This is a genomic window from Qipengyuania thermophila (assembly GCF_004153605.1).
Taxonomy (GTDB): Bacteria; Pseudomonadota; Alphaproteobacteria; order Sphingomonadales; family Sphingomonadaceae; genus Qipengyuania_B; species Qipengyuania_B thermophila.
The window spans coordinates 245,927-264,920 of sequence record NZ_SDSI01000002.1 but is presented as its reverse complement, the minus strand read 5'-3'; the positions used below and the strand labels follow the sequence as shown (position 1 = coordinate 264,920).

Below are 18,994 nucleotides of genomic sequence, written 5' to 3'. Positions count from 1 at the left end.
ATGAGCGCGAAGTGAACCGGCTTGTCCCCCTGCCATGCATTGCCTAGGTCCGGCCGATGGCGCAACCACCCGTTCTGTCCTTGGAAGGTCTCGGCTTGCAGCAGGGCGGGCGCTGGCTGCTGCGCGATCTCGACCTGCACATCGGCGCACGCGACCGGATCGCGCTGATCGGCCGCAACGGCGCGGGCAAGACGACCCTGTTCCGGCTGCTCGACGGGCGCATCGAGGCCGACCGCGGCACCCGCACCGTCAAGCCTGGCCTGCGCGTCGTGGTGCTGGAGCAGGATCCCGACTTCGGAGCGCACCCGACCCTGCTCGACTGGGTGCTCGCCGGCCCCGACGCGCCGGCCGAGCACGAGGCGCAGGCAATCGCCGGGCAACTTGGCATCGATCTCCAGCGGCAGGCCCCCGGCGCCAGCGGGGGCGAGCGGCGCCGCGCCGCGATCGCCAGGGCGCTGGCGCAGCGCCCCGACCTGCTGCTCCTGGACGAGCCGACCAACCACCTCGACCTCGCGGCGATCGAGTGGCTGGAGGAGTGGCTGGGCCGGTACACCGGCGCCTTTGTCGTGATCAGCCACGACCGCACCTTTCTCACGCGGCTGACCCGCACGACGCTGTGGCTGGATCGCGGCACCTTGCGACGCAAGGAGATCGGCTTCGGCGGCTATGAGGCGTGGGAAGAGCAGGTCACCGCCGACGAGGCGCGGGCGGCGGAACGGCTGGATGCGCGGCTCAAGCTCGAGGCGCACTGGCTGGCGCGCGGCGTGACCGCGCGTCGCAAGCGGAACCAGGGCCGGCTCGAGAAGCTGTGGCAGATGCGGGCGCAGCGCGCCGCCATGCTGTCCGGTGCGGCGCAGGGCACGGCGAAGCTGAAGCTGGCCGGGGATGAAGAGTTCAAATCGCGGTCGGTCATCGTCGCGGAGTCCATCTCCAAGGCCTATGGCGATCGCACCGTGATCAAGCCGTTCAGCCTGCGCATTCAGCGTGGCGACCGGATCGGCATCGTCGGCGCGAACGGCGCGGGCAAGACGACGCTGCTGAAGCTGCTGACCGGCGAGCTGGCCCCGGACACGGGCAACGTCACCCTCGCCCGCAATCTTTCCGGCGTGATGATCGATCAGCAACGGCGCCTGCTCTCGCCCGAGAAGACGGTGCGCGACGTTCTGGCGGAAGGCAGCGACTGGATCGATGTCAGGGGAACACGCAAGCACATCCAGGCCTATCTCAAGGACTTCCTGTTCGACCCGGCGCTGGTGGACACCAAGGTCGGGATCCTCTCCGGCGGGGAGCGCTCACGCCTGTTGCTGGCGCGCGAGTTTGCCCGCATCTCCAACCTTCTGGTGCTGGACGAGCCGACAAACGATCTCGATCTCGAAACCCTCGACCTGCTGCAGGAGGTGATTGCCGACTACGAGGGGACGGTGCTGATCGTCAGCCACGACCGCGACTTCCTCGACCGCACCGTCACGGTGACGCTGGGTCTCGACGGAAGCGGCGCGGTGGACATCGTGGCCGGAGGCTATGCCGACTGGGCGGCCCGGCGCCGGCCGGCTGCGGCAGGGGCGGCTGCTGCGGCTCCGCCCCGTCACCGGACGCAGGACCAGACCGGCATGGCGGCTGCAGACCGGACTTCACCCCCGCGCAAGCTGTCATATAAGGATCAGCGCGATCTCGACCTTCTGCCGCAGCGGATCGAGGCGCTGGAGGCGGCGATTGCGAAAGGCGAGGAAATCCTCTCCGATCCGGCGCTGTACAGCACCGATCCGCAGCGCTTCGCGACCGTCGCTCAGGGTGTGGCCAACGCCAAGGCGGAGAAGGAGGCGGCAGAGGAACGCTGGCTCACCCTTGCCGAACGTGCTGACAGCCTCTGAGGGTGCGGAGACCCTGCTGCGCGAGGTGCGGCAGTGCCGACGATGCGCGGCCGCCCTGCCGCACACGCCGCGGCCACTGGTGCAGGTGTCGACGACCGCGCGCGTGCTCATCATCAGCCAGGCGCCGGGCAGCCGCTCCCATGCGCGCGGGATCCTGTGGGATGATGCAAGCGGAGATCGCCTTCGAGAGTGGCTGGGGCTGTCCGCGGCGCAGCTGGCCGATCCTGCCGCGGTGGCGATGTTGCCCATGGGCCTGTGCTATCCCGGCCGTGCCGCGAGCGGCGACCGCCCGCCGCGTCCGGAATGCGCGGCACGCTGGCACGACCGGCTGCTCCACCTCGTGCCGGGCAGGCGGCTGACCATCCTTGTCGGCCACCATGCCCAGCACCGGCATCTGCCGGAGCTGCGCCATCTGCCCATGGCCGAACGCGTGCGGCAGGTGGCGCACCGGCAGGACCTTGCTGCGCTCCCGCATCCGTCCTGGCGCAGCGTGCTGTTCATGCGCCGCCATCCGTGGTTCGAGGACGAGCTGCTGCCAGGCCTGCGCGCGAAGGTGGCTCACTGGACGCGATAGAACTGCGCCACACGCTCAAGGGCGATCCTGAGCACCAGCTTGCCGCTGCGCGACGGCCACTCCAGCCCGGCTTCCGCCATGGCGAGCGACTCCCCCGCGCAGACAACCCGCCACAGGATGTCCTGAAGGCCCGGACCGGCCGCCCGCAAGGCCTCGTCGAAGCGCTGCTTCGCGGCAATCGCCCTCTCACCCGGCGTGCCCGGCGTCCTCGCGCCGCGCTCGATCCGAACAGGATCCCATCGCATCGTGATCTGCGGCCCGAGGCTGGCCCGCTCGTAATCCCGGCGCAGCATCTCGCCAGCGGCGAACAGCCGGTCGTCAAGGTGCCCGCGGGCGTGCAGCCAGCTCAGCGGCGATTCGGCCACGTTGACGCGAACCGGCACGCGCCGCCGCCGGACGGCACCGTCCACCTCTTGCGTCTGTTCCTCTACTTCACGCTCGACGAGAATGGGTTTCATCGCAGTTCCTCCGGTTCTTCGACGACGCCCTTGGCAAAGGGCTCGTGCTGTAGGAAAGGGAAGAAACCAATCCGGTTCAGAGGCGACATGATGACCAACCGCATCCGTGATCTGCGCCTGTCCAGGTCGATGACGCTCGCCGACCTCGCTGCGGCCTGTGACCCTCCGACCACCGCGCAGACGATCGGCCGGCTCGAGACGGGCATGCGGCGCCTGTCGCTGGAGTGGATGCAGAAGATTGCCGCTGCCCTCGATGTGCCGGCCGAACAGCTGATCCGCGCGCCGGGAGGCGCGGCGCCGCAGATCGTGGCACAGCTCACCCTCAACGGCGTCGAACCGCTCGCCCGCCCGCGGGACGCCGTGAACCCGCTCGACAGCAGCCATGCTGACGACCGGCTGGTCATGACGGTGGAGGACAGCGCCGGCGAGTACCGCTGCGGCGATCAGGTGTGGCTTCGCAAACGCGGCCTCGAGGAGGCCGGGGCGCTGATGAACACGGATGTGCTCGTGCCCCGCCGCGGCGGACGGTTCGCGTTCGGCCGCCTCATCGACCGCGACGGACGCAGGCTCGTGCTGCTGCCGCCCTTCCGCGGCGCCAAGCAGGTGGTGGTCGAGGACCCGGCCTGGATCGCGGGGACCGAAATCCTGATCCGCCCGCTCCGTTGAGCAGACGGGACGGACCCGTGCCTACGCTTCGCCGCGTGCGATCCTCTCCTGCCGGTCCGCAGGGCTTTCCTTGGGTATGAAGGAATCCGAGCGCACCCCGGTCCACAGCAGGATCGGTCCCGCGGCATAGACCGAGCTGTAGGTCCCGACAAACAGGCCGAAGAAGATGGCCGCGACCAGACCGAACAGGCTGGCCGGTCCGAACAGCAGAAGCGGGATCAGGGCAAGCAGCAGCGTCAGCGACGTCATGACCGTGCGCGCCAACGTCTCGTTGACCGACAGGTCCAGCAGTTCGACCAGCGGCATCTTGCGGTATTTCATCAGGTTCTCGCGGATCCGGTCGTAGATCACGATCGTGTCGTTCAGCGAGTAGCCGATGATCGCCAGCACCGCCGCCACGATCTGGAGCGAGAATTCGAGCTGGAACAGCGCGAACAGCCCCATCGTCAGCGACACGTCGTGGACAAGGGCGAACATGGCGCCGACGCCGAACTGCCATTCGAACCGCACCCAGATGTAGACCGCGACCGCCAGCATCGCCGCAAGCAGGGCGTAGGCTGCGCGGGTGCGGAACTCGCCGGCCACCTTGCCCGACACGGTTTCGTTCGCATCGCGGCGAACATTGGGGAAGCGGCTGTCGATGGCCGAGGCCACACGCTCGCCGATCGCCGCGGCCGCCTCGGGCTGGCTTTCGACGCCTTCCGGCAAGGCGACGCGGATCGAGACGGAATTCGGATCCCCGAACCGCTGGATGACCGGGTCGCCGAGGCCGAGCTGGCCCAGCTGCTCGCGCAGTTCCGGGATCGGCGCCTCGGCACGGTCGGTGAAGGTCACGCGGATTTCCTGACCGCCGGCGAAATCGACGCCGAAGTTCAGCCCGTTCACCGCGACGAGCACCCAGCTGGCGAGAATAAGGAAAATGCTGACCGCGAAGAACGGCACGCGCCAGCGCATGAACTTGAAGTTGGTGTTCTCGGGAACGAGCTTGAGCAAGCGCATGACGGATCTCGGCCTGGGGATCAGATGTTCAGTTCGGTCGGGCGGTTCCGGCGGACCCAGTCTGCCACCCACAGCCGTGTCAGCACAACCGCGGTGAAGACGCTGGTGAACAGGCCGATGACCAGCACCACGGCAAAGCCGCGCACCGGTCCCGAGCCGAACAGGAACAGCAGCACGCCGGCGATGAAGTTCGTCACGTTCGCGTCATAGATGGCGCGGCTCGCCTCCTTGTAACCGCTCTCGATCGCGGTGACGACACGCCGGCCGCGCCGCAGCTCCTCACGGATGCGCTCGTTGATGAGGACGTTGGCATCCACCGCCGCGCCGATGGTGAGCACAAAGCCCGCGATACCCGGCAGGGTCAGCGTCGTGTTCATCACCGCCATGATCCCGAGGATCATCAGCACGTTGAACACGAGCGCTCCGGTGGCGTAGACACCGAAACGGCCGTAGCTCGCGATCATGAGCACCACGACCGCCAGCGAACCGACCATGATCGCCAGCAAGCCACGACGGATGGAGTCGGCGCCAAGATCGGGACCCACGGTCCGCTCCTCCACCACGGCAAGGTCGACCGGAAGCGCACCCGAGCGCAGCGAAATGGCGAGCTCGTTGGCTGTCTCGACGGTGAAGCCGCCCGAAATCTGGGCATTGCCGCCCTGGATCGGTTCGTTGATGTTCGGCGCAGACAGCACCTTGCCGTCGAGAATGATCGCAAAGGGCCGGTTCACGTTCTCGGTTGTCAGCTGCGCGAAGCGGGCGGCGCCCTGCTGGTCGAACTGGATGGTGACGACCGGCTGGTTCGTCTGCTGCTCGAAGGTCTGGGTGGCGTTGACGAGATTGTCGCCGCGAATGCCGCCCAGCCGCCGGACGGCGATCGACTGGCCGGCAAATGGAGAGGTGTCGGCATAGGGCACGATCTCGCTGCCGGGAGGAGCGATGCCGGCGGCGATGTCGGCCGGGGAGGCGTTGAGATCGACCAGCCGGAACTCGAGCCGCGCGGTCTGGCCCAGCAGGCTCTTCAAGGCCTCGGGATCCTGCAGGCCGGGCACCTGCACCACGATCCGCGTATCGCCCTGCCGGATGATCGTCGGCTCGCGGGTGCCGAGCGCGTCGATGCGGCGACGCACCACCTCCACCGCGCTGTCCATGGCCTGCGAGACGGCGGCGTCCAGCCCCTGGGCCGTCGGTGTCAGCACCAGCCGTGTCTGGTCGACGACCTGCAGGTTCCACTCCCGCTGCATGCCCGTCCCGTTGATGGCGGGCAGCAGCGCCTCGCGCATCCGGTCCACGTCGGCCGGACTGTCGACGATGAAGCTGAGCTGGTTGTTCTGCGTCGAGAGGTCGCCGATGCGCACCCGCGGCTCGGCCTGCCGCGCCAGCGTGCGCACCGTTTCTTCCATGTTCTCCAGCCGCTGCGCTGCGACCTGCGCCGGCTGGGCCTCGAGCAGCAGGTGGCTGCCGCCGGCCAGGTCCAGACCGAGGTTGACGGTCGGCCTGGGCAAGGCCTGCGGCCAGGCCTGCCCTGTCAGCGAGACGAGCGACGGCAGGGCGGCGAGGCTGGCCGCAAGGGTGATGCCCCACAGCCACAACCTCTTCCACATGGGAAAATTCAGCATCTCGCGATGTCCGTGCGGGTCAGTCGTTCGCCGACTTCGTGCGCGAAGACACGATGTCGCCAATGGTGTTCTTGATCGCCTTCACACGCACATTCGGCCCGAGTTCAAGCTCCACATGAGTCTCGTCGACCCGCAAGACGCGTCCGACCAGCCCGCCTGCGGTGATCACCTCGTCCCCCTTCTTGAGGCTGGCGATCTTGGCCGCATGCTCCTTCTGCCGCTTCATCTGCGGGCGGATGATCAGGAACCAGAAGATGAGGATCATGCCGACGATCGGCAGCCACTGGATCCAGGCCGGAGGAGCCTGCGCGACGGCGGCGGCGATCAGGACGTCAAACATTCGGGTCAATCCAGCGGAAGGTTGCATCTGAACTGTGCCATGCCCGCCGCCATCCGAGGCAGAGGCGGTCGACGGCACTCACTGGCCGGCGCGCCTAGCAGCATCTCGCGGCAAGAGCAATCAACCGCCGCGGTTTCTCAGGCTGGAGAGCCACCACCCTTGCCTCCCGCGCAGGCCGATCCTATAGCCGCGCTTCCACTGGTCTCGGGACGTAGCGCAGCCTGGTAGCGCATCACACTGGGGGTGTGGGGGTCGGAGGTTCGAATCCTCTCGTCCCGACCAGTGGACGACATCCCGCCGTCACCGGCGCAGCTCGAGTCCCCACCACACGGTTCGCGGCGCTCCGAGGTCGATCGAGCCGGCCTGGTTGCGGGTGACGACCGTCTCGTCGAGCAGATTTTCCAGCCGGATCACCGCCGCCACACCCGAGCGCAGCGGCACTCTGAGCAGTCCGTCGACGGTCGTCGCCGCGGGCAGTCGGTCACGTCCGAGGTCGTCTTCGAACTGCGCGCCGACATGCCGCAGGGTCAGCACCGCCTCGTGGCCAGCTGCCCATTTCCGCGCCACCGCCAGGCTGGCGACCTGCGCCGGCGTCTGAGCCGGCCGGCGGCCGTCGAGCGCCGCCGCCGTGCCGCTCGCCTTGACGCGCGCCTTCGTGAGCGCGGCCGATGCCGTGACACGCCAGCCCGCCGCAGCATAGGCCGCCTGCGCCTCGACGCCCTGGGCGTGAATGCCGTCGACATTGATCCGCTGGCGCAGGGTTGCGGACAGGGTGGCGTTGGCGATCGCATCGGTGATGCGGTTGTCGAACACGGTCAGCGCCGCCTGAAACTGCGAGTCGCGGTAATCGAGACCCGCCTCGACACCACGGAGACGCTCGTTGCGCAGTGCCGGGTTGGCGAGGGTCGTCACCGGAAACACGGCAAAGGGTCGGTAGAGCTCGTTGAGGGTGGGCAGGCGAAACCCGGTATAACCTGCCGCGCGAAGGTGCCAGCGCCCGCCAAGGGCGATCACGGCGCCGCCGCGCACGGACGTTTCCCACCCGCTGCGTTGGTCGAACAGGTCGTTGCGCCGCACTGCTCCGTCGGGAGCGAAGGAGCGGAAAACGCCGTCGGCGATGGCGAACCGGTCGAGCCGCGCCCCGGCGGTCAGCACGGCCGGCCCGAGCACCCGGTCGATTTCAAGAAAGACGCCGCCCGTCGTGTTCCGCCCGCCCGCGTCGCGACGCTCCGTCACCAGGCCCGTGGCGGCTGCCCGTGCCTCCTCGCGCGTCTGCCCGGCCGCGTCGCGCAGATCGAGGCCGAACCGCATCACCGTGTCGTCGCCAAGCGGCGGACGCAGCTCCAGCTTCGCCCCCAGACCGGTCGACGGGGTGCCTTGCTGCACCAGCACCGGCCTGAAGGTCGCGGCGCTCACCACTACATTGGCATAGTCGCGCGCCTGGACATAGGCCAGGGCGTCCATCTGCCAGGGTCCGCGCCCGACCAGCCGCACGCTCAGATCCTGCCCGGCGGATAGGCTGTCGGCGCCGCGGAAGCGCAGTGTCCGCTCGTCCCGGAAGGCGGCGATCCGCCCCTGCAGCTCGAAATCGGAGCCGACCGGCACCAGCAGGCGCAGATTGGCCGACGCGTTGTGATAGGCGGCCCGCACACTGGCGGTTCCGCGCTGCTCGACAGGGGTTGTCCAGAACCCCGGTCCCCGATCCCGGCGAACCGATGCCACGGCCGAGCCGCCGCCAAGGGTCTGGACGAGGCCGACCTCGATCTGGCTGGCCCCGGTGTCATCCACAAACACGCTGGCCCCGCGCCGCGGCAACGCACCCGGCGGGGCGCTGCTCAGCTCCACCGTGCCCGCAAGAGCGCCGGCGCCGAACGGCCCGGCGCCGCTGCCCCGTGTCACCGCCACCCGGCCCAGCTGGGCCGTTGGCAAGGCGGTGAACGGAACATAGCCGAAAAACGGATCGGTGACCGGCACCCCGTCGAACAGCACCAGCGAACGGCTGGTCGCATTGCCGCCCAGCGCTCGCAAGGTGCTCCCCTGCGCGGTCGGGTTGGCCGAGCGGCTGTCGGAGCGGCGGAACTGCTGCACCCCGGCGACCAGCAGCAGCGCGTTCTCGATCAGGCCGGAGGGCGTCGCCTCGAGGTCGGCGCGGGTGAGGACGATGCTGCCATAGGCCGGGGTGGCGGGCGTCTCCGGCAACCCCTCGCCCGTGACGACGATCTCCTCCCCTTGAGTGGCGGCCACAGCGTCAGAGGCACCCTCCGCGGCAGGCGGCGGGGCAGCGGACCGGGCGGCGAGCGGGGTCGCGGCACCCGTCGCGAGAGCAACGGCGGCACCGCCGTGCAGGAACGTCTGGATCAGGGAAGCTGCCACAAACCTGCCCTTCGCGGCCTTGGCCTCACTCCGTCAAGCCTTCGCTGCCGCCACGTCCGCCGCACAGCGTCTTCCATCGGCGGGAGCGGGCAGCAAAAGCGTTTTCCTACTCTGCCGCTCCGCGCTAGCGCGAAGGCAGATCACGCCGGAGTCACGCCCATGTCACAGCACTCGCTCATTCCGCCGCTGTCCACCGTCATTGATCGTGTCGTCGACAGCAGCGACGCGCGCGCAGCCGCCAAGCTGGCGCTGCTGCGCCTTGGCGACACCCGCGAATTCGCGACGCTCGCACGCAGGATCGCCAACGCCGTTTCGCCTGCGCCCGGGCGGGATCCGCTGACGAACCGCGCGCGGCCGGCGTTCCTCTACGCCATGTACGTGATCCTTCTGGCCGCGCTGCCGCTCGCCGCGCTCGGCGCGCTCTCTCCCGCCGCCGCCGAAGGGGCGGTGCACGCGGCGACGCTTTACCTGCGCAGCCTGCCGCAGGAGCTCTACACCCTGTTCGGCACCGGCTATCTCGGCTACACGGCCGCGCGCCAGTGGGGCAAGATCAAGGGGGTGGACGGATGATCGAGGCTGCCCGGCCTTCCTCCGCCCCCGGCGATTGTCGCCGGCGGCGCATCTTCGTGCTCAACGGACCCAATCTCAACCTGCTGGGCGAGCGGGAGCCGGAGCTTTACGGTCACACCACCTTCGCCGAGCTGACCGCGGCGCTTCACCGGCAGGCCGGCAACCTCGGCGTCGCGATCGAGGTCCGGCAAACCAATCACGAGGGGGTGCTGATCGACTGGCTCCACGAGGCGCATCGCGACGATGTTCACGCCGTGCTGCTGAACGCCGCCGCCTACACCCACACCTCCGTGGCCTTGCGCGACGCGGTGCTGGCCATCCGCACGCCGGTCATCGAGGTCCATCTTACCGATCCCGCGCAGCGCGAGGCGTTCCGCCATCAGTCGCATGTCGAGCCGGGCGCCTGCGCGGTGTTCAAGGGCAAAGGTGTGGACAGCTACGCCGACGCCCTCGCCTTCGCCGCCGGGCTGGAGGCAGGCCGCTCCTCCTGTCGCTGAACTGTCACACTCCCGCTTGCTATGCGGCCCCGGTCGGGACTAGACGCGCACAGTTCCGCACAATCGAAGGCGAGCACAGCACACGCGTATGTCCGATCACCACGACGACAAGCCCGACCCGAACGGCCCGATGAGCGTCGACCGCGATCTGGTCCGCGAACTGGCCGAAATGCTCGCCGACACGGGCCTGACCGAGATCGAGGTGCGCGACGGCGAGCGGCGCATCCGTGTCTCCCGGCAGGTTGCATCGGCAGGCGCGCCGATGCTGGCGCCCGTTGCGGCCGCTGCATCGGCCCATGCGCCTCCACCGCCCGGCGCGGCCGGCGCCCCCCCTTCCGGCGACCCTTCGGGCGAGGCCGAGAGCGCGGCGGCGGTGCGTTCGCCGATGGTCGGCACCGCCTACCTCTCGTCCGAGCCGGGAGCGCCGCCGTTCGTGAAGGCCGGCGACCGGGTCAGCGCGGGCGACACGCTGCTGATCGTCGAGGCGATGAAGGTGATGAACCCGATCGTCGCCGACAGGGCAGGCACGGTGAAGGCCGTCTTGGTCGAGAACGCGCAGCCGGTCGAATTCGACCAGCCGCTCGTGCTGATCGACTGAGCCCCGGGCGACGGCATGACCATCAAGCGGATCCTTATCGCCAACCGGGGCGAGATCGCCCTTCGCATCCACCGCGCGGCGCGCGAGATGGGCAAGGAGACGGTGGCCGTCCACTCCACCGCTGACGCCGATGCGATGCATGTCCGCCTCGCGGATCACGCCGTGTGCATCGGCCCTCCTCCGGCGGCGCTCAGCTACCTCAACATCGCCAACATCATCGCGGCGGCCGAGATTGCTGGATGCGACGCGGTTCACCCCGGCTACGGCTTCCTGTCAGAGAACGCGCAGTTCGCCGAAATTGTCGAGGCCCACAACCTCACCTGGATCGGCCCCAAGCCTGAACACATCGTCACCATGGGCGACAAGGTCATGGCCAAGCGCACGGCCGGCGCGCTGGGACTGCCGCTCGTGCCGGGATCCGACGGCGCCATCTCCGACCTCGACGAAGCGCAGCGGGTCGCCGCGTCGATCGGCTATCCCGTGCTCGTCAAGGCGGCGAGCGGCGGCGGCGGGCGCGGCATGAAGGTCGTCGAACATCCGGACGCGCTGACCACGCTCATCGGACAGGCACGCAGCGAAGCCAAGGCGGCGTTCGGCGACGACACGGTCTATCTGGAGAAATACCTCGCCAACCCCCGCCACATCGAATTCCAGGTGTTCGGCGACGGGCGCGGCAAGGCGATCCATCTCGGGGAGCGTGACTGCTCGCTCCAGCGCCGGCACCAGAAGGTCTTCGAAGAAGCGCCCTCGCCCGCGCTCTCCGCCGAAGAGCGCCACCGCATGGGCGAGATCTGCGCCGAAGCGATGCGGCGGATGCAGTATCGCGGTGCGGGAACGATCGAGTTTCTCTACGAGAACGGTGAATTCTTCTTCATCGAGATGAACACCCGGCTTCAGGTCGAGCATCCGGTCACCGAGATGATCACCGGCATCGATCTCGTCCGCGAGCAGATCAGGATCGCGGAAGGGGAGGATCTGTCCTGCCGGCAGGAAGACATCCGCTTCGAAGGGCATGCGATCGAATGCCGGATCAACGCCGAGGATCCGTTCACCTTCGCCCCGTCGCCGGGACAGGTGACGCAGTATCACGCCGCCGGCGGGATGCATGTGCGCGTCGACAGCGGTCTTTATGCCGGCTACCGAATTCCCCCCCACTATGACAGCATGATCGCCAAGCTGATCGTCTATGGGCGCGACCGCGACCGGTGCATCATGCGGTTGAGGCGCGCCCTGGAGGAAATGGCGATCGGCGGCGTCCGCACGACCATTCCCCTGCACCAGGCGCTGCTGCAGGAAAAGGACGTGCTGGCCGGCGACTACTCGATCAAGTGGCTCGAGCGCTGGCTTGAACAGCGCGCGACGGACGGCTCGTCGTCTCCTGCCCGCTGACCGGAGGGCCGAACGTCTCGCGATTGGCAGGACGTCCGGGCCGCCAGATCAGCCCTCCCGCTTCAAACGCGGGCGCGCGACGCGTTGTGGCCGCCGGCGTCGTACAGAATGTCCGCGATGCGGCGATCGTCGGCCATGCCGTCGTCCCGCACGGACACGAACACCGCGCCGTCGCGCATCCGGTCGCCGTAATAGGCCGCGTCCTCGTCGCTGACACCATGGCCCTTGAGCACCTCGTTCAGCGTTCCGCCCAGAGCGCCGAGCACGGCACCCGTTCCCGCAGCCGCCGGAACCGCCGACGCCGCGATCGCGCCGGCGGCGACAAACGGTCCGACGCCCGGAATGGCCAGGGCGGCAACGCCAAGCCCGGCTCCCAGAGCGCCGCCACCAAGGATGCCGCGCAGGATGTTGGTGTGTTCCTCGTCCGTGACTTCGCCGTGCACGTCGCTGGTCGTGGTGGTGCGGCCGTGATGCGCCACGATCGAGATGGCATCGTCCGGAACGCCGGCGGCGCGCAGGTCGGCGACGGCGCGCTGCGCCTCCTCGCGGGTGTCGAACAATGCGGAATGGGTGCCCATGTCGGTTCTCCAGTTGGTTGTCCCGGAGATACGGACGGACCCGCGCGGCGTTCCGGCCTGCTGCCGGCAAGCCGGGCCGTTCACCCGTTCAGGGGAACAGCTCGACGGGAACGCCGGGCTCGTCCTTGGCCGTACGGATGACGGGCGAGGTCTTGACGCTCGCCACGCCCGGCGCGCTGGTCAGATGGGTGGTGAGAAACGCCTGAAAACTCGTCAGGTCGCGGCTCACGACCGTGAGAATGAAGTCGATCTCGCCGTTCACCATGTGGCACTGACGCACCTGCGGCAGGCCGGCGACATGCTCCTCGAAGGCGCGCAGCACATCTTCGGCCTGGCTGCGCAGGCTGACCAGCACGAGCACGGTGATGTCCACCCCGAGCCGCCGCGCGCTGAGACGGGCGTGATAGCCCTCGATGTATCCCGCCTCCTCGAGCGCCCGCACCCGGCGGAGGCATGGCGGGGCCGTCAGCCCGACACGGGCGGCGAGTTCGACATTGGTGATGCGGCCGTTCGCCTGCAGCAGCGCCAGAAGCTGACGGTCGATCTGGTCGAGTTCCATGTGGTCCCTGCACCCTGGTGGCACGCGTGGCTGGCACGCCGCTATGAAAGAATGATGTCTGTCCCGCAAGGGAACGCCGCACCCCGTTCGCCGCCTCATGTCCGGTTCTGCAACAGCGCGGAGGCGGCACTGGGGTCACCGCGGTCGCACGGGTATGGCACAGGTACGGAGAACCGGCCGCCCGCCGTGCCGCTCCGCCGATGCAGCGGGAGACAACGTGCACATCGACGACCGCCTTGCCACGGTGCTGAGACAGCAAGCCGAGAGCGAGCGAGCCGCGCGCACGCAGTTCCGGCAACTGCTGGATCTCCTTGGCGACCGCGTGGAAGATCCGCTCGATGACCTCGAGATGGCGGGCCTTGCGCGGCTGCAGGAACTGGCCACGGTGCTGCCGGCGCGCGACCGGGCCGCCCTGATCCGCGAAGGCGGCTGGCGCTACCGCAATCTGGCCCTGCTGCTGTTCCTCGCCGAACAGGAGGCCGATGTGGCCGCATCGGCGCTGGGTGTCGTCGACCTTCCCGCATCGGACTGGCTCCGGCTCATTCCCGAGCTGCCGGTGCGCGCGCGCGGTTTCCTGAGGTTGCGGGACGATCTGCCCGCGTCGGTGCGCGACCTGCTCGACCAGCTTGGCGTGCATGACCTCGCCCTCCCCTCGCCGGACACCGAAACCGTGGACGGTCACCAGGAGCAGACCGGTGCCGACGCCCACGAGGCCACCGACGAGCGGGGAGACGCCGCGCCGCGCCTCGCTCCGCCGGGCGGCGCTCCGGCACCGCCGCCTCTCGGCGCTGCGCCGGATCCCGGTGCGGACGCGCCTGACCGGGAAGCCGGGCCATCGTCCGCCGCAGGCCGGGACGACCAGATCCGCACCCTGCTGCAGCGGATCGCCACCTTTCAGGCCCGCCGGGCCGCGCGGGAGGAGCGCACCGTCGATTCTTCGGCCGGGGCGGCACCCTTGACCCCGCCGCCGGACGATAGCGCAGAGGCTGAGCGGCTCTCCGCCTTCGACTTTCTGACCGACGAGGACGGCACCATCACCTGGGTCTCTCCCGAGGCGCGGGCCATGCTGATGTTCCTGCCCTTGGGGCAGTTGCTCGATGCCGGGCGTGCCCCCGACGCTGCCTCCGGCGCGCCGCGCGATGTCCACTCCCTGTTCCGGCAGCACCAGCCGGTCAGCGGCGCACTGACCCTGCCCGGCGAACGCAGCGTCGGCGGGGCGTGGTTTGTCGACGCCTTCCCCGTTTTCGACGAACGGCACGGGCGTTACCGGCATCACCTCGGCCGCGCCCGCCGCCTTGGCGCGTCCGCCGCGGACCAGCGCGAGGAACGGGCGAATGCGCTGCGCCAGCTGCTGCACGAACTGCGCACACCGGTGAACGCCATCCAGGGTTATGCCGAGATGGTGCAGCAGCAGGTCGCCGGCCCTGCCCCGCACGCCTACCGCGCGGTGGCGGCGTCGATCGGCAGCGACAGCGCCCGGATCCTTGCCGGATTCGACGATCTGGAGCGGCTGGCCCGGCTCGAGGCCGGCGCGACAGAGCGCGGCGGCGGCGAGGCGATGCTCGACACCATCGTTCAGGACACCGTGCGCCGCCTGCGTCCGGCCCTGCAGGCGCAAGGCAGCGGCATCGACCTCACCCTTCAGGCCGGTGCGGCCGTCGCGATGCCGCCGGACGAGGCCGAGATGCTCGTGTGGCGCATCCTGTCGGTGGCGACAGCAGCACTCCCGCCGCACACGGTCGTGGATGTCGAACTGCGACACGCCGCCGGCCTGCTGATGCTCACCTGCAGCCTGCCCGAAGTGCTTCACCGTGCTCCCGATCCCTTCGACCTCGCATTCCAGCTCGATGCGGCCATGATCGACCACGGCCTCTTCGGGGCCGGCTTCACCCTGCGGCTCGCGAGGTTGGAAGCCCGGTCCGTGGGCGGCGATCTTTGCCGGGACGGAACTGTGCTGACGCTGACCTTGCCCGCGGCTGCTCAGCGGGCACGCCTCTGAACGGGAGGCGGCGTGTCGCGGCCGTCGTGCGCCGCGCATGCTTGCCATGGCGCCTCCCGCCCGCTACGCGCAGCGCCGATCCGGGGCTCCACCGGGCCTGTAGCTCAGCGGTTAGAGCTGGCCGCTCATAACGGCTAGGTCGCGGGTTCGAATCCTGCCGGGCCCACCGGATCGCAGCGGCACCGCCCGAAGGTGTCGGGGAGTAGCGCAGCCCGGTAGCGCGCCTGCTTTGGGAGCAGGATGTCGCAGGTTCGAATCCTGTCTCCCCGACCATTTTCGCTCCGAAATCTCGCAGGCTCCCTGCCTCGATCTTCGGCTTGCAACCACCAAGTAAGAAGGATTGCGGAACGCTGCCGGTGCGTTTCCGCGGCGGTGAACGACGTCGGGGGCCTGTCGAGCCCGAACAGCGCTATGCCATTCGTGCGAACCGGGCTGCCCCGGTCGCGTTTCTGCGCACTTCTGGGGATGGCGCGGCGGAGCCGCCATGCAGCTGGTCGAGCATCTGCGACAGTGCGGACAGGCGCGCTTCGTCGATCCGGTAGAACACCAGCTTGGCTTCCCTGCGCGTCTGCACCAGCCCGGCACCACGGAGCACGGCGAGCTGCTGTGACAGCATCGGCTGCCCGATCTGCGCGACGGCGTCGATCTCCCCGACATTGCGTTCAGCCCCCGTCAGCGCCCTGAGGATCCGCAGGCGAAGCGGGTGCGCGACGGCCTTGAGCCCTTCCACCAGCGCATCATCCGTCACGGCCGCGTGCGCCCCGTCGCCTCGCGCATGAACCAGCTGGTCTGGTCCGGGGCTGCGAACACATCCTCCAGCGTCGCGCTCGGCTGACGCAGCAGAGCCTCACCCGGCGCCCAGTTCGCCGGAGCAAGCACCGGCGCCCCATCGACCGCCTGCAGCGCATCGAGCAGGCGCAGCATCTCCGGGACCGAACGGCCGACATTGGTCGGGTAGCACGTCATCGCCCGGATGATGCCGTCCGGGTCGATGAAGAACGTCGTCCTGACGGTGGAGCTGTCGCTGTCCTGCGGCGCGACCATCCCGTAGGCGCGGCCGATCACCAGCGTGGGATCTTCGACGATGGGGAACCGCACCTCGAGATCGAACCGGTCGCGGATCAGCCGCAGCCAGGCGAAGTGCGAAAACAGGCTGTCGACCGACAGGGCCATCAGCGCGCAGTCCCGCCGCGCGAAGGCATCGGCCTCCCGAGCCAGAGCGACGAATTCGGTCGTGCACACGGGCGTGAAATCCGCCGGATGGGAAAACAGGATCAGCCACCGACCCCGGAAATCCGACAGGCGGACGTCGCCCGCGGTGCTTCGCGCCGTGAAGTCGGGAGCATGGTCACCGATCCGCAGCCCGCCACACGGCGCCGCACGCGAGTCGGAAGGAATGGAAAGCGCAGGATCCATGCCGCTTCATACCACTTGACAGTTGGAAAACAAGACATATAAACGATTTATGTAAGCGGAGTATCGTTTCCATGAGTTCCGATCGTTCCCTTTCCCTCGCGGCCGAGCAGATCCGCCGCGCGCAGGTTGATCAGCGGCTGCGGCCGTCGATTGCCGGCTTCTTCGACGAAGCGACGAACACGGTGTCCTACGTCGTCCATGATCCGTCCACCCGGGAGGCGGCCATCATCGACTCCGTGCTCGATTACGAGGCGGCTGCGGGGCGGACGTCTCACCGCTCGGCTGACCGAATCATCGAGTACGTCACGGCCAATGACCTGAAGGTAACCTGGCTCATCGAGACCCACGCCCACGCCGATCACATTTCCGCCGCGCCCTATCTGCAGGAACGTCTGGGCGGAAAGCTCGCGATCGGCAGGGAGATCATCCGCGTCCAGGAAGTGTTCGGCAAGCTGTTCAATGCCGGCACCGAGTTCGAGCGGGATGGTTCCCAGTTCGACGTGCTGTTCGAAGACGGCGAGACCTTCCGCCTTGGCGAGCTGGAAGGCATCGCGCTGCACGTGCCGGGGCACACACCCGCCGACATGGCGTTTATCATCGGCGACGCCGCTTTCGTCGGGGATACGATCTTCATGCCCGATTTCGGCACGGCGCGGGCCGACTTCCCCGGCGGCGATGCGGGGCAGCTGTTCCGCTCGATCCGCCGGCTGCTCTCGCTGCCCGAAGACACGCGGCTGTTCCTGTGTCACGACTACAAGGCGCCGGGACGTGACGAATACGCCTGGGAGACCACGGTCGGGCTGCAGCGGAAGGGCAACATCCACGTCAGGGACGGCGTGACGGAAGAGGAGTTCGTGAAGATGCGGACGGAACGCGACCGCACTCTTGCCATGCCCAACCTCATCATGCCTTCCGTGCAGGTCAACATCCGCGGCGGGCGTCTGCCCGAGCCGGAAGACAACGGCGTCAGCTACATCAAGATTCCGGTGAACGCGGTATGACGCTGCCCGGCTTTCCTGACGCGGCGCCGCTTGCCGGGCTCGCGGGCGGTGTGCTGATCGGCCTGGCGGCGGCGCTCATGCTGCTCGGCGCCGGTCGGATCGCGGGGGTTTCGGGAATCACCGCGCGGGCCGTGGGTCTGAGCGATGGCGGCATTTCGCGCGACGGGGCGTGGGCGTTCGTGCTCGGCCTGCCGCTCGGCGCGCTCGTGGTCGCCTTGCTGAGCGGGGGGATCGATGCGCGGTTCGCCAATCCCGTCACCCTTGCGATTGCCGGGCTGCTGGTCGGGATCGGCACAAGGCTGGGGAGCGGCTGCACCAGCGGCCACGGTGTCTGCGGTGTCAGCCGCCTGTCGCGTCGGTCGCTGGTCGCCACCGCTGTCTTCATGGCCTTCGGCATCGGAACCGTGGCGGTCATGAACCTGTTGGGAATCGACGTGCTATGAGCAGAAACATCGGCGGCTTCGACCGCATCTTCAGGCTGGTGCTTGCGGCGCTCCTGCTGCTGCTGTTCTTTGCCGGCGCGCTGCCGGGCGCGGACGGGTTCATCGGTCTGGTGGCGGCCGCGGTGCTTGCCGGCACCGCTTTGGTGGGGTTCTGTCCCGCCTACAGGCTCCTCGGCCTCAACACCTGTGGCGGTTCGCGATGAGCCGCCGCATCGTTCCGCCGCTCGTCTCGGGGACGCTGTTCGGTGCCGGTCTGGCGCTCGGAGGGATGACCGATCCGGCCAGGGTGCGCGGCTTCCTCGACCTGTTCGGCGCGTGGGATCCGACGCTTGCCTTCGTCATGGGGGGCGCCGTCATCGTCATGGCGATCGCGTGGCGCTTCGTTCCGGGGATGCGGCGGCCGCTGTTTGCGGAGAAGTTCGCCCTGCCGGACCGCACCGACCTGACCCCGAAGCTGATCATCGGTGCGGCCCTGTTCGGCATCGGCTGGGGCATCGCGGGTCTGTGTCCCGGGCCGGGCGTCGCCGCTCTGGCCATCGCCCCCGCCTCTGCAGCCGTGTTCGTGCTTGCCCTGCTGGCCGGCATGGGGATCGTCCGCCTCACGGAAAGGTCATCCTGATGAACATTCGCCCGATCGACGACACGTTCTCCGTCGCGCCGCAGATCGCGCCCGAAGACCTGCCCGAGCTTGCCCGGTCCGGCTACCGGGTGCTCATCTCCAACCGCCCCGACGGCGAGGAGGAGGGGCAGCCGACGGCCCAAGAGATGCGCGCAGCGGCAAATGCCGCCGGCATGACCTTCCACCACATCCCGGTGTCGGGCGGCGCTTTTCCCGAGGATGCGGTTTCCGCCTTCCGGGCGGTGCGGCAGGGCGAGGCGAAGAAGACGCTTGCCTTCTGTCGCACCGGGACACGGGCGATCTCGCTCGAGACGCTGGCCAATCCCGCGAACAGGAGTCCGGAAGAACGGCTGCGGCTGGCGAAAGAGGCCGGCTATGACCTGTCGTCCCTTGCGGCGCGGATCAAGACCTAGGCTCGGAGTGGG

At 68.8% G+C, this 18,994-nt stretch carries 22 protein-coding genes and 3 tRNA genes; 16 read left to right on the top strand and 9 right to left on the bottom strand.

Features of this window, described 5'->3' with window-relative positions:
• The first annotated feature begins 56 nt into the window (after positions 1-56).
• Positions 57-1,871: an ABC-F family ATP-binding cassette domain-containing protein gene (locus tag ETO60_RS05580; protein WP_130003584.1), complete on the top strand. Its 1,815-nt coding sequence runs from the start codon at positions 57-59 to the stop codon at positions 1,869-1,871.
• Positions 1,855-2,445, top strand: coding sequence for a uracil-DNA glycosylase family protein (locus ETO60_RS05575; protein ID WP_234026353.1), 591 nt, complete (start codon positions 1,855-1,857; stop codon positions 2,443-2,445). The genes ETO60_RS05580 and ETO60_RS05575 overlap by 17 nt, the downstream gene beginning before the upstream one ends.
• On the opposite strand, the gene ETO60_RS05570 is transcribed toward ETO60_RS05575, so the two are convergent.
• Positions 2,430-2,903, bottom strand: coding sequence for a DUF6456 domain-containing protein (locus ETO60_RS05570; protein WP_130003582.1), 474 nt, complete (start codon positions 2,901-2,903; stop codon positions 2,430-2,432). The two genes, ETO60_RS05575 and ETO60_RS05570, sit on opposite strands and share 16 nt — an antisense overlap.
• An 87-nt stretch (positions 2,904-2,990) precedes the next feature.
• On the opposite strand from ETO60_RS05570, the gene ETO60_RS05565 reads away from it, so the two are divergent.
• Positions 2,991-3,569, top strand: coding sequence for a helix-turn-helix transcriptional regulator (locus ETO60_RS05565; RefSeq protein WP_315850268.1), 579 nt, complete (start codon positions 2,991-2,993; stop codon positions 3,567-3,569).
• 21 nt (positions 3,570-3,590) lie between these two features.
• Here ETO60_RS05565 and secF read toward each other — a convergent pair whose 3' ends face one another.
• From secF to yajC, 3 genes are read right to left on the bottom strand one after another with little or no spacing between them, the layout of a single operon-like run.
• Positions 3,591-4,568, bottom strand: coding sequence for a protein translocase subunit SecF (gene secF, locus ETO60_RS05560; protein ID WP_130003580.1), 978 nt, complete (start codon positions 4,566-4,568; stop codon positions 3,591-3,593).
• 20 nt (positions 4,569-4,588) lie between these two features.
• Positions 4,589-6,187 carry a protein translocase subunit SecD gene (secD, locus tag ETO60_RS05555; protein ID WP_130003578.1) on the bottom strand — a complete coding sequence of 533 codons (1,599 nt, stop codon included), beginning with the start codon at positions 6,185-6,187 and terminating at the stop codon, positions 4,589-4,591.
• A 19-nt stretch (positions 6,188-6,206) separates the two neighbouring features.
• A complete protein-coding gene (gene yajC, locus ETO60_RS05550; RefSeq protein ID WP_130003576.1) occupies positions 6,207-6,527 on the bottom strand; it encodes a preprotein translocase subunit YajC in 321 nt (106 codons plus the stop codon).
• A gap of 205 nt (positions 6,528-6,732) precedes the next feature.
• Between yajC and ETO60_RS05545 the strand changes: the two genes are divergently transcribed.
• A tRNA-Pro gene (locus ETO60_RS05545) sits at positions 6,733-6,809 on the top strand.
• An 18-nt stretch (positions 6,810-6,827) separates the two neighbouring features.
• On the opposite strand, the gene ETO60_RS05540 is transcribed toward ETO60_RS05545, so the two are convergent.
• Positions 6,828-8,900 carry a TonB-dependent receptor gene (locus ETO60_RS05540; RefSeq protein ID WP_234026352.1) on the bottom strand — a complete coding sequence of 691 codons (2,073 nt, stop codon included), beginning with the start codon at positions 8,898-8,900 and terminating at the stop codon, positions 6,828-6,830.
• 159 nt (positions 8,901-9,059) lie between these two features.
• On the opposite strand from ETO60_RS05540, the gene ETO60_RS05535 reads away from it, so the two are divergent.
• The 4 genes from ETO60_RS05535 to accC all read left to right on the top strand — a co-directional run bounded on the left by ETO60_RS05535 (position 9,060) and on the right by accC (position 11,954).
• On the top strand, positions 9,060-9,470 hold the full coding sequence (locus tag ETO60_RS05535) for a 3TM-type holin (protein ID WP_130003574.1): 411 nt from the start codon (positions 9,060-9,062) through the stop codon (positions 9,468-9,470).
• Entirely contained in the window at positions 9,467-9,967 is a 501-nt protein-coding gene (locus tag ETO60_RS05530) for a type II 3-dehydroquinate dehydratase (RefSeq protein ID WP_130003572.1), read from the top strand. The genes ETO60_RS05535 and ETO60_RS05530 overlap by 4 nt, the downstream gene beginning before the upstream one ends.
• Positions 9,968-10,055: 88 nt before the next feature.
• Positions 10,056-10,565, top strand: a complete 510-nt coding sequence (gene accB, locus ETO60_RS05525; RefSeq protein WP_234026351.1) for an acetyl-CoA carboxylase biotin carboxyl carrier protein — start codon at positions 10,056-10,058, stop codon at positions 10,563-10,565.
• A 15-nt stretch (positions 10,566-10,580) separates the two neighbouring features.
• The gene (gene accC / locus ETO60_RS05520; RefSeq protein WP_130003570.1) at positions 10,581-11,954 is read left to right on the top strand and encodes an acetyl-CoA carboxylase biotin carboxylase subunit; all 1,374 of its coding nucleotides are present in this window, start codon (positions 10,581-10,583) and stop codon (positions 11,952-11,954) included.
• A gap of 62 nt (positions 11,955-12,016) precedes the next feature.
• On the opposite strand, the gene ETO60_RS05515 is transcribed toward accC, so the two are convergent.
• Both ETO60_RS05515 and ETO60_RS05510 read right to left on the bottom strand, forming a co-directional pair.
• Positions 12,017-12,532, bottom strand: a complete 516-nt coding sequence (locus tag ETO60_RS05515) for a general stress protein (protein ID WP_130003568.1) — start codon at positions 12,530-12,532, stop codon at positions 12,017-12,019.
• An 88-nt stretch (positions 12,533-12,620) separates the two neighbouring features.
• Entirely contained in the window at positions 12,621-13,091 is a 471-nt protein-coding gene (locus tag ETO60_RS05510; RefSeq protein WP_130003566.1) for an Lrp/AsnC family transcriptional regulator, read from the bottom strand.
• Positions 13,092-13,308: 217 nt separating this feature from the next.
• Here ETO60_RS05510 and ETO60_RS05505 point away from each other — a divergent pair, with 217 nt between their 5' ends.
• From ETO60_RS05505 to ETO60_RS05495, 3 genes are all read left to right on the top strand, one after another.
• On the top strand, positions 13,309-15,090 hold the full coding sequence (locus tag ETO60_RS05505; RefSeq protein WP_130003564.1) for a sensor histidine kinase: 1,782 nt from the start codon (positions 13,309-13,311) through the stop codon (positions 15,088-15,090).
• A 93-nt stretch (positions 15,091-15,183) separates the two neighbouring features.
• Positions 15,184-15,256, top strand: a tRNA-Ile gene (locus ETO60_RS05500).
• Between the two features lie 30 nt (positions 15,257-15,286).
• Positions 15,287-15,363, top strand: a tRNA-Pro gene (locus tag ETO60_RS05495).
• Between the two features lie 136 nt (positions 15,364-15,499).
• Here the strand turns inward: ETO60_RS05495 and ETO60_RS05490 are convergent.
• Together ETO60_RS05490 and ETO60_RS05485 are read right to left on the bottom strand one after the other, a co-directional pair.
• Entirely contained in the window at positions 15,500-15,838 is a 339-nt protein-coding gene (locus tag ETO60_RS05490; protein WP_130003562.1) for an ArsR/SmtB family transcription factor, read from the bottom strand.
• Complete coding sequence (locus ETO60_RS05485) at positions 15,835-16,506, bottom strand: peroxiredoxin (protein WP_130003560.1); 672 nt, start codon at positions 16,504-16,506, stop codon at positions 15,835-15,837. The genes ETO60_RS05490 and ETO60_RS05485 overlap by 4 nt, the downstream gene beginning before the upstream one ends.
• A gap of 71 nt (positions 16,507-16,577) precedes the next feature.
• Here ETO60_RS05485 and ETO60_RS05480 point away from each other — a divergent pair, with 71 nt between their 5' ends.
• Genes ETO60_RS05480 through ETO60_RS11390 form a run of 5 tightly spaced genes read left to right on the top strand, consistent with a single transcriptional unit; the run spans position 16,578 to position 18,982 of the window.
• Positions 16,578-17,507, top strand: coding sequence for an MBL fold metallo-hydrolase (locus ETO60_RS05480; RefSeq protein ID WP_130003558.1), 930 nt, complete (start codon positions 16,578-16,580; stop codon positions 17,505-17,507).
• Positions 17,504-17,950, top strand: a complete 447-nt coding sequence (locus tag ETO60_RS05475; RefSeq protein WP_130003556.1) for a YeeE/YedE family protein — start codon at positions 17,504-17,506, stop codon at positions 17,948-17,950. Before ETO60_RS05480 ends, ETO60_RS05475 begins: the two co-directional genes overlap by 4 nt.
• Positions 17,947-18,153, top strand: a complete 207-nt coding sequence (locus ETO60_RS05470; RefSeq protein WP_130003554.1) for a YgaP family membrane protein — start codon at positions 17,947-17,949, stop codon at positions 18,151-18,153. Before ETO60_RS05475 ends, ETO60_RS05470 begins: the two co-directional genes overlap by 4 nt.
• Entirely contained in the window at positions 18,150-18,569 is a 420-nt protein-coding gene (locus tag ETO60_RS05465; RefSeq protein ID WP_130003552.1) for a DUF6691 family protein, read from the top strand. The genes ETO60_RS05470 and ETO60_RS05465 overlap by 4 nt, the downstream gene beginning before the upstream one ends.
• Positions 18,569-18,982: a TIGR01244 family sulfur transferase gene (locus tag ETO60_RS11390; RefSeq protein WP_234026350.1), complete on the top strand. Its 414-nt coding sequence runs from the start codon at positions 18,569-18,571 to the stop codon at positions 18,980-18,982. The genes ETO60_RS05465 and ETO60_RS11390 overlap by 1 nt, the downstream gene beginning before the upstream one ends.
• Positions 18,983-18,994: the final 12 nt, after the last annotated feature.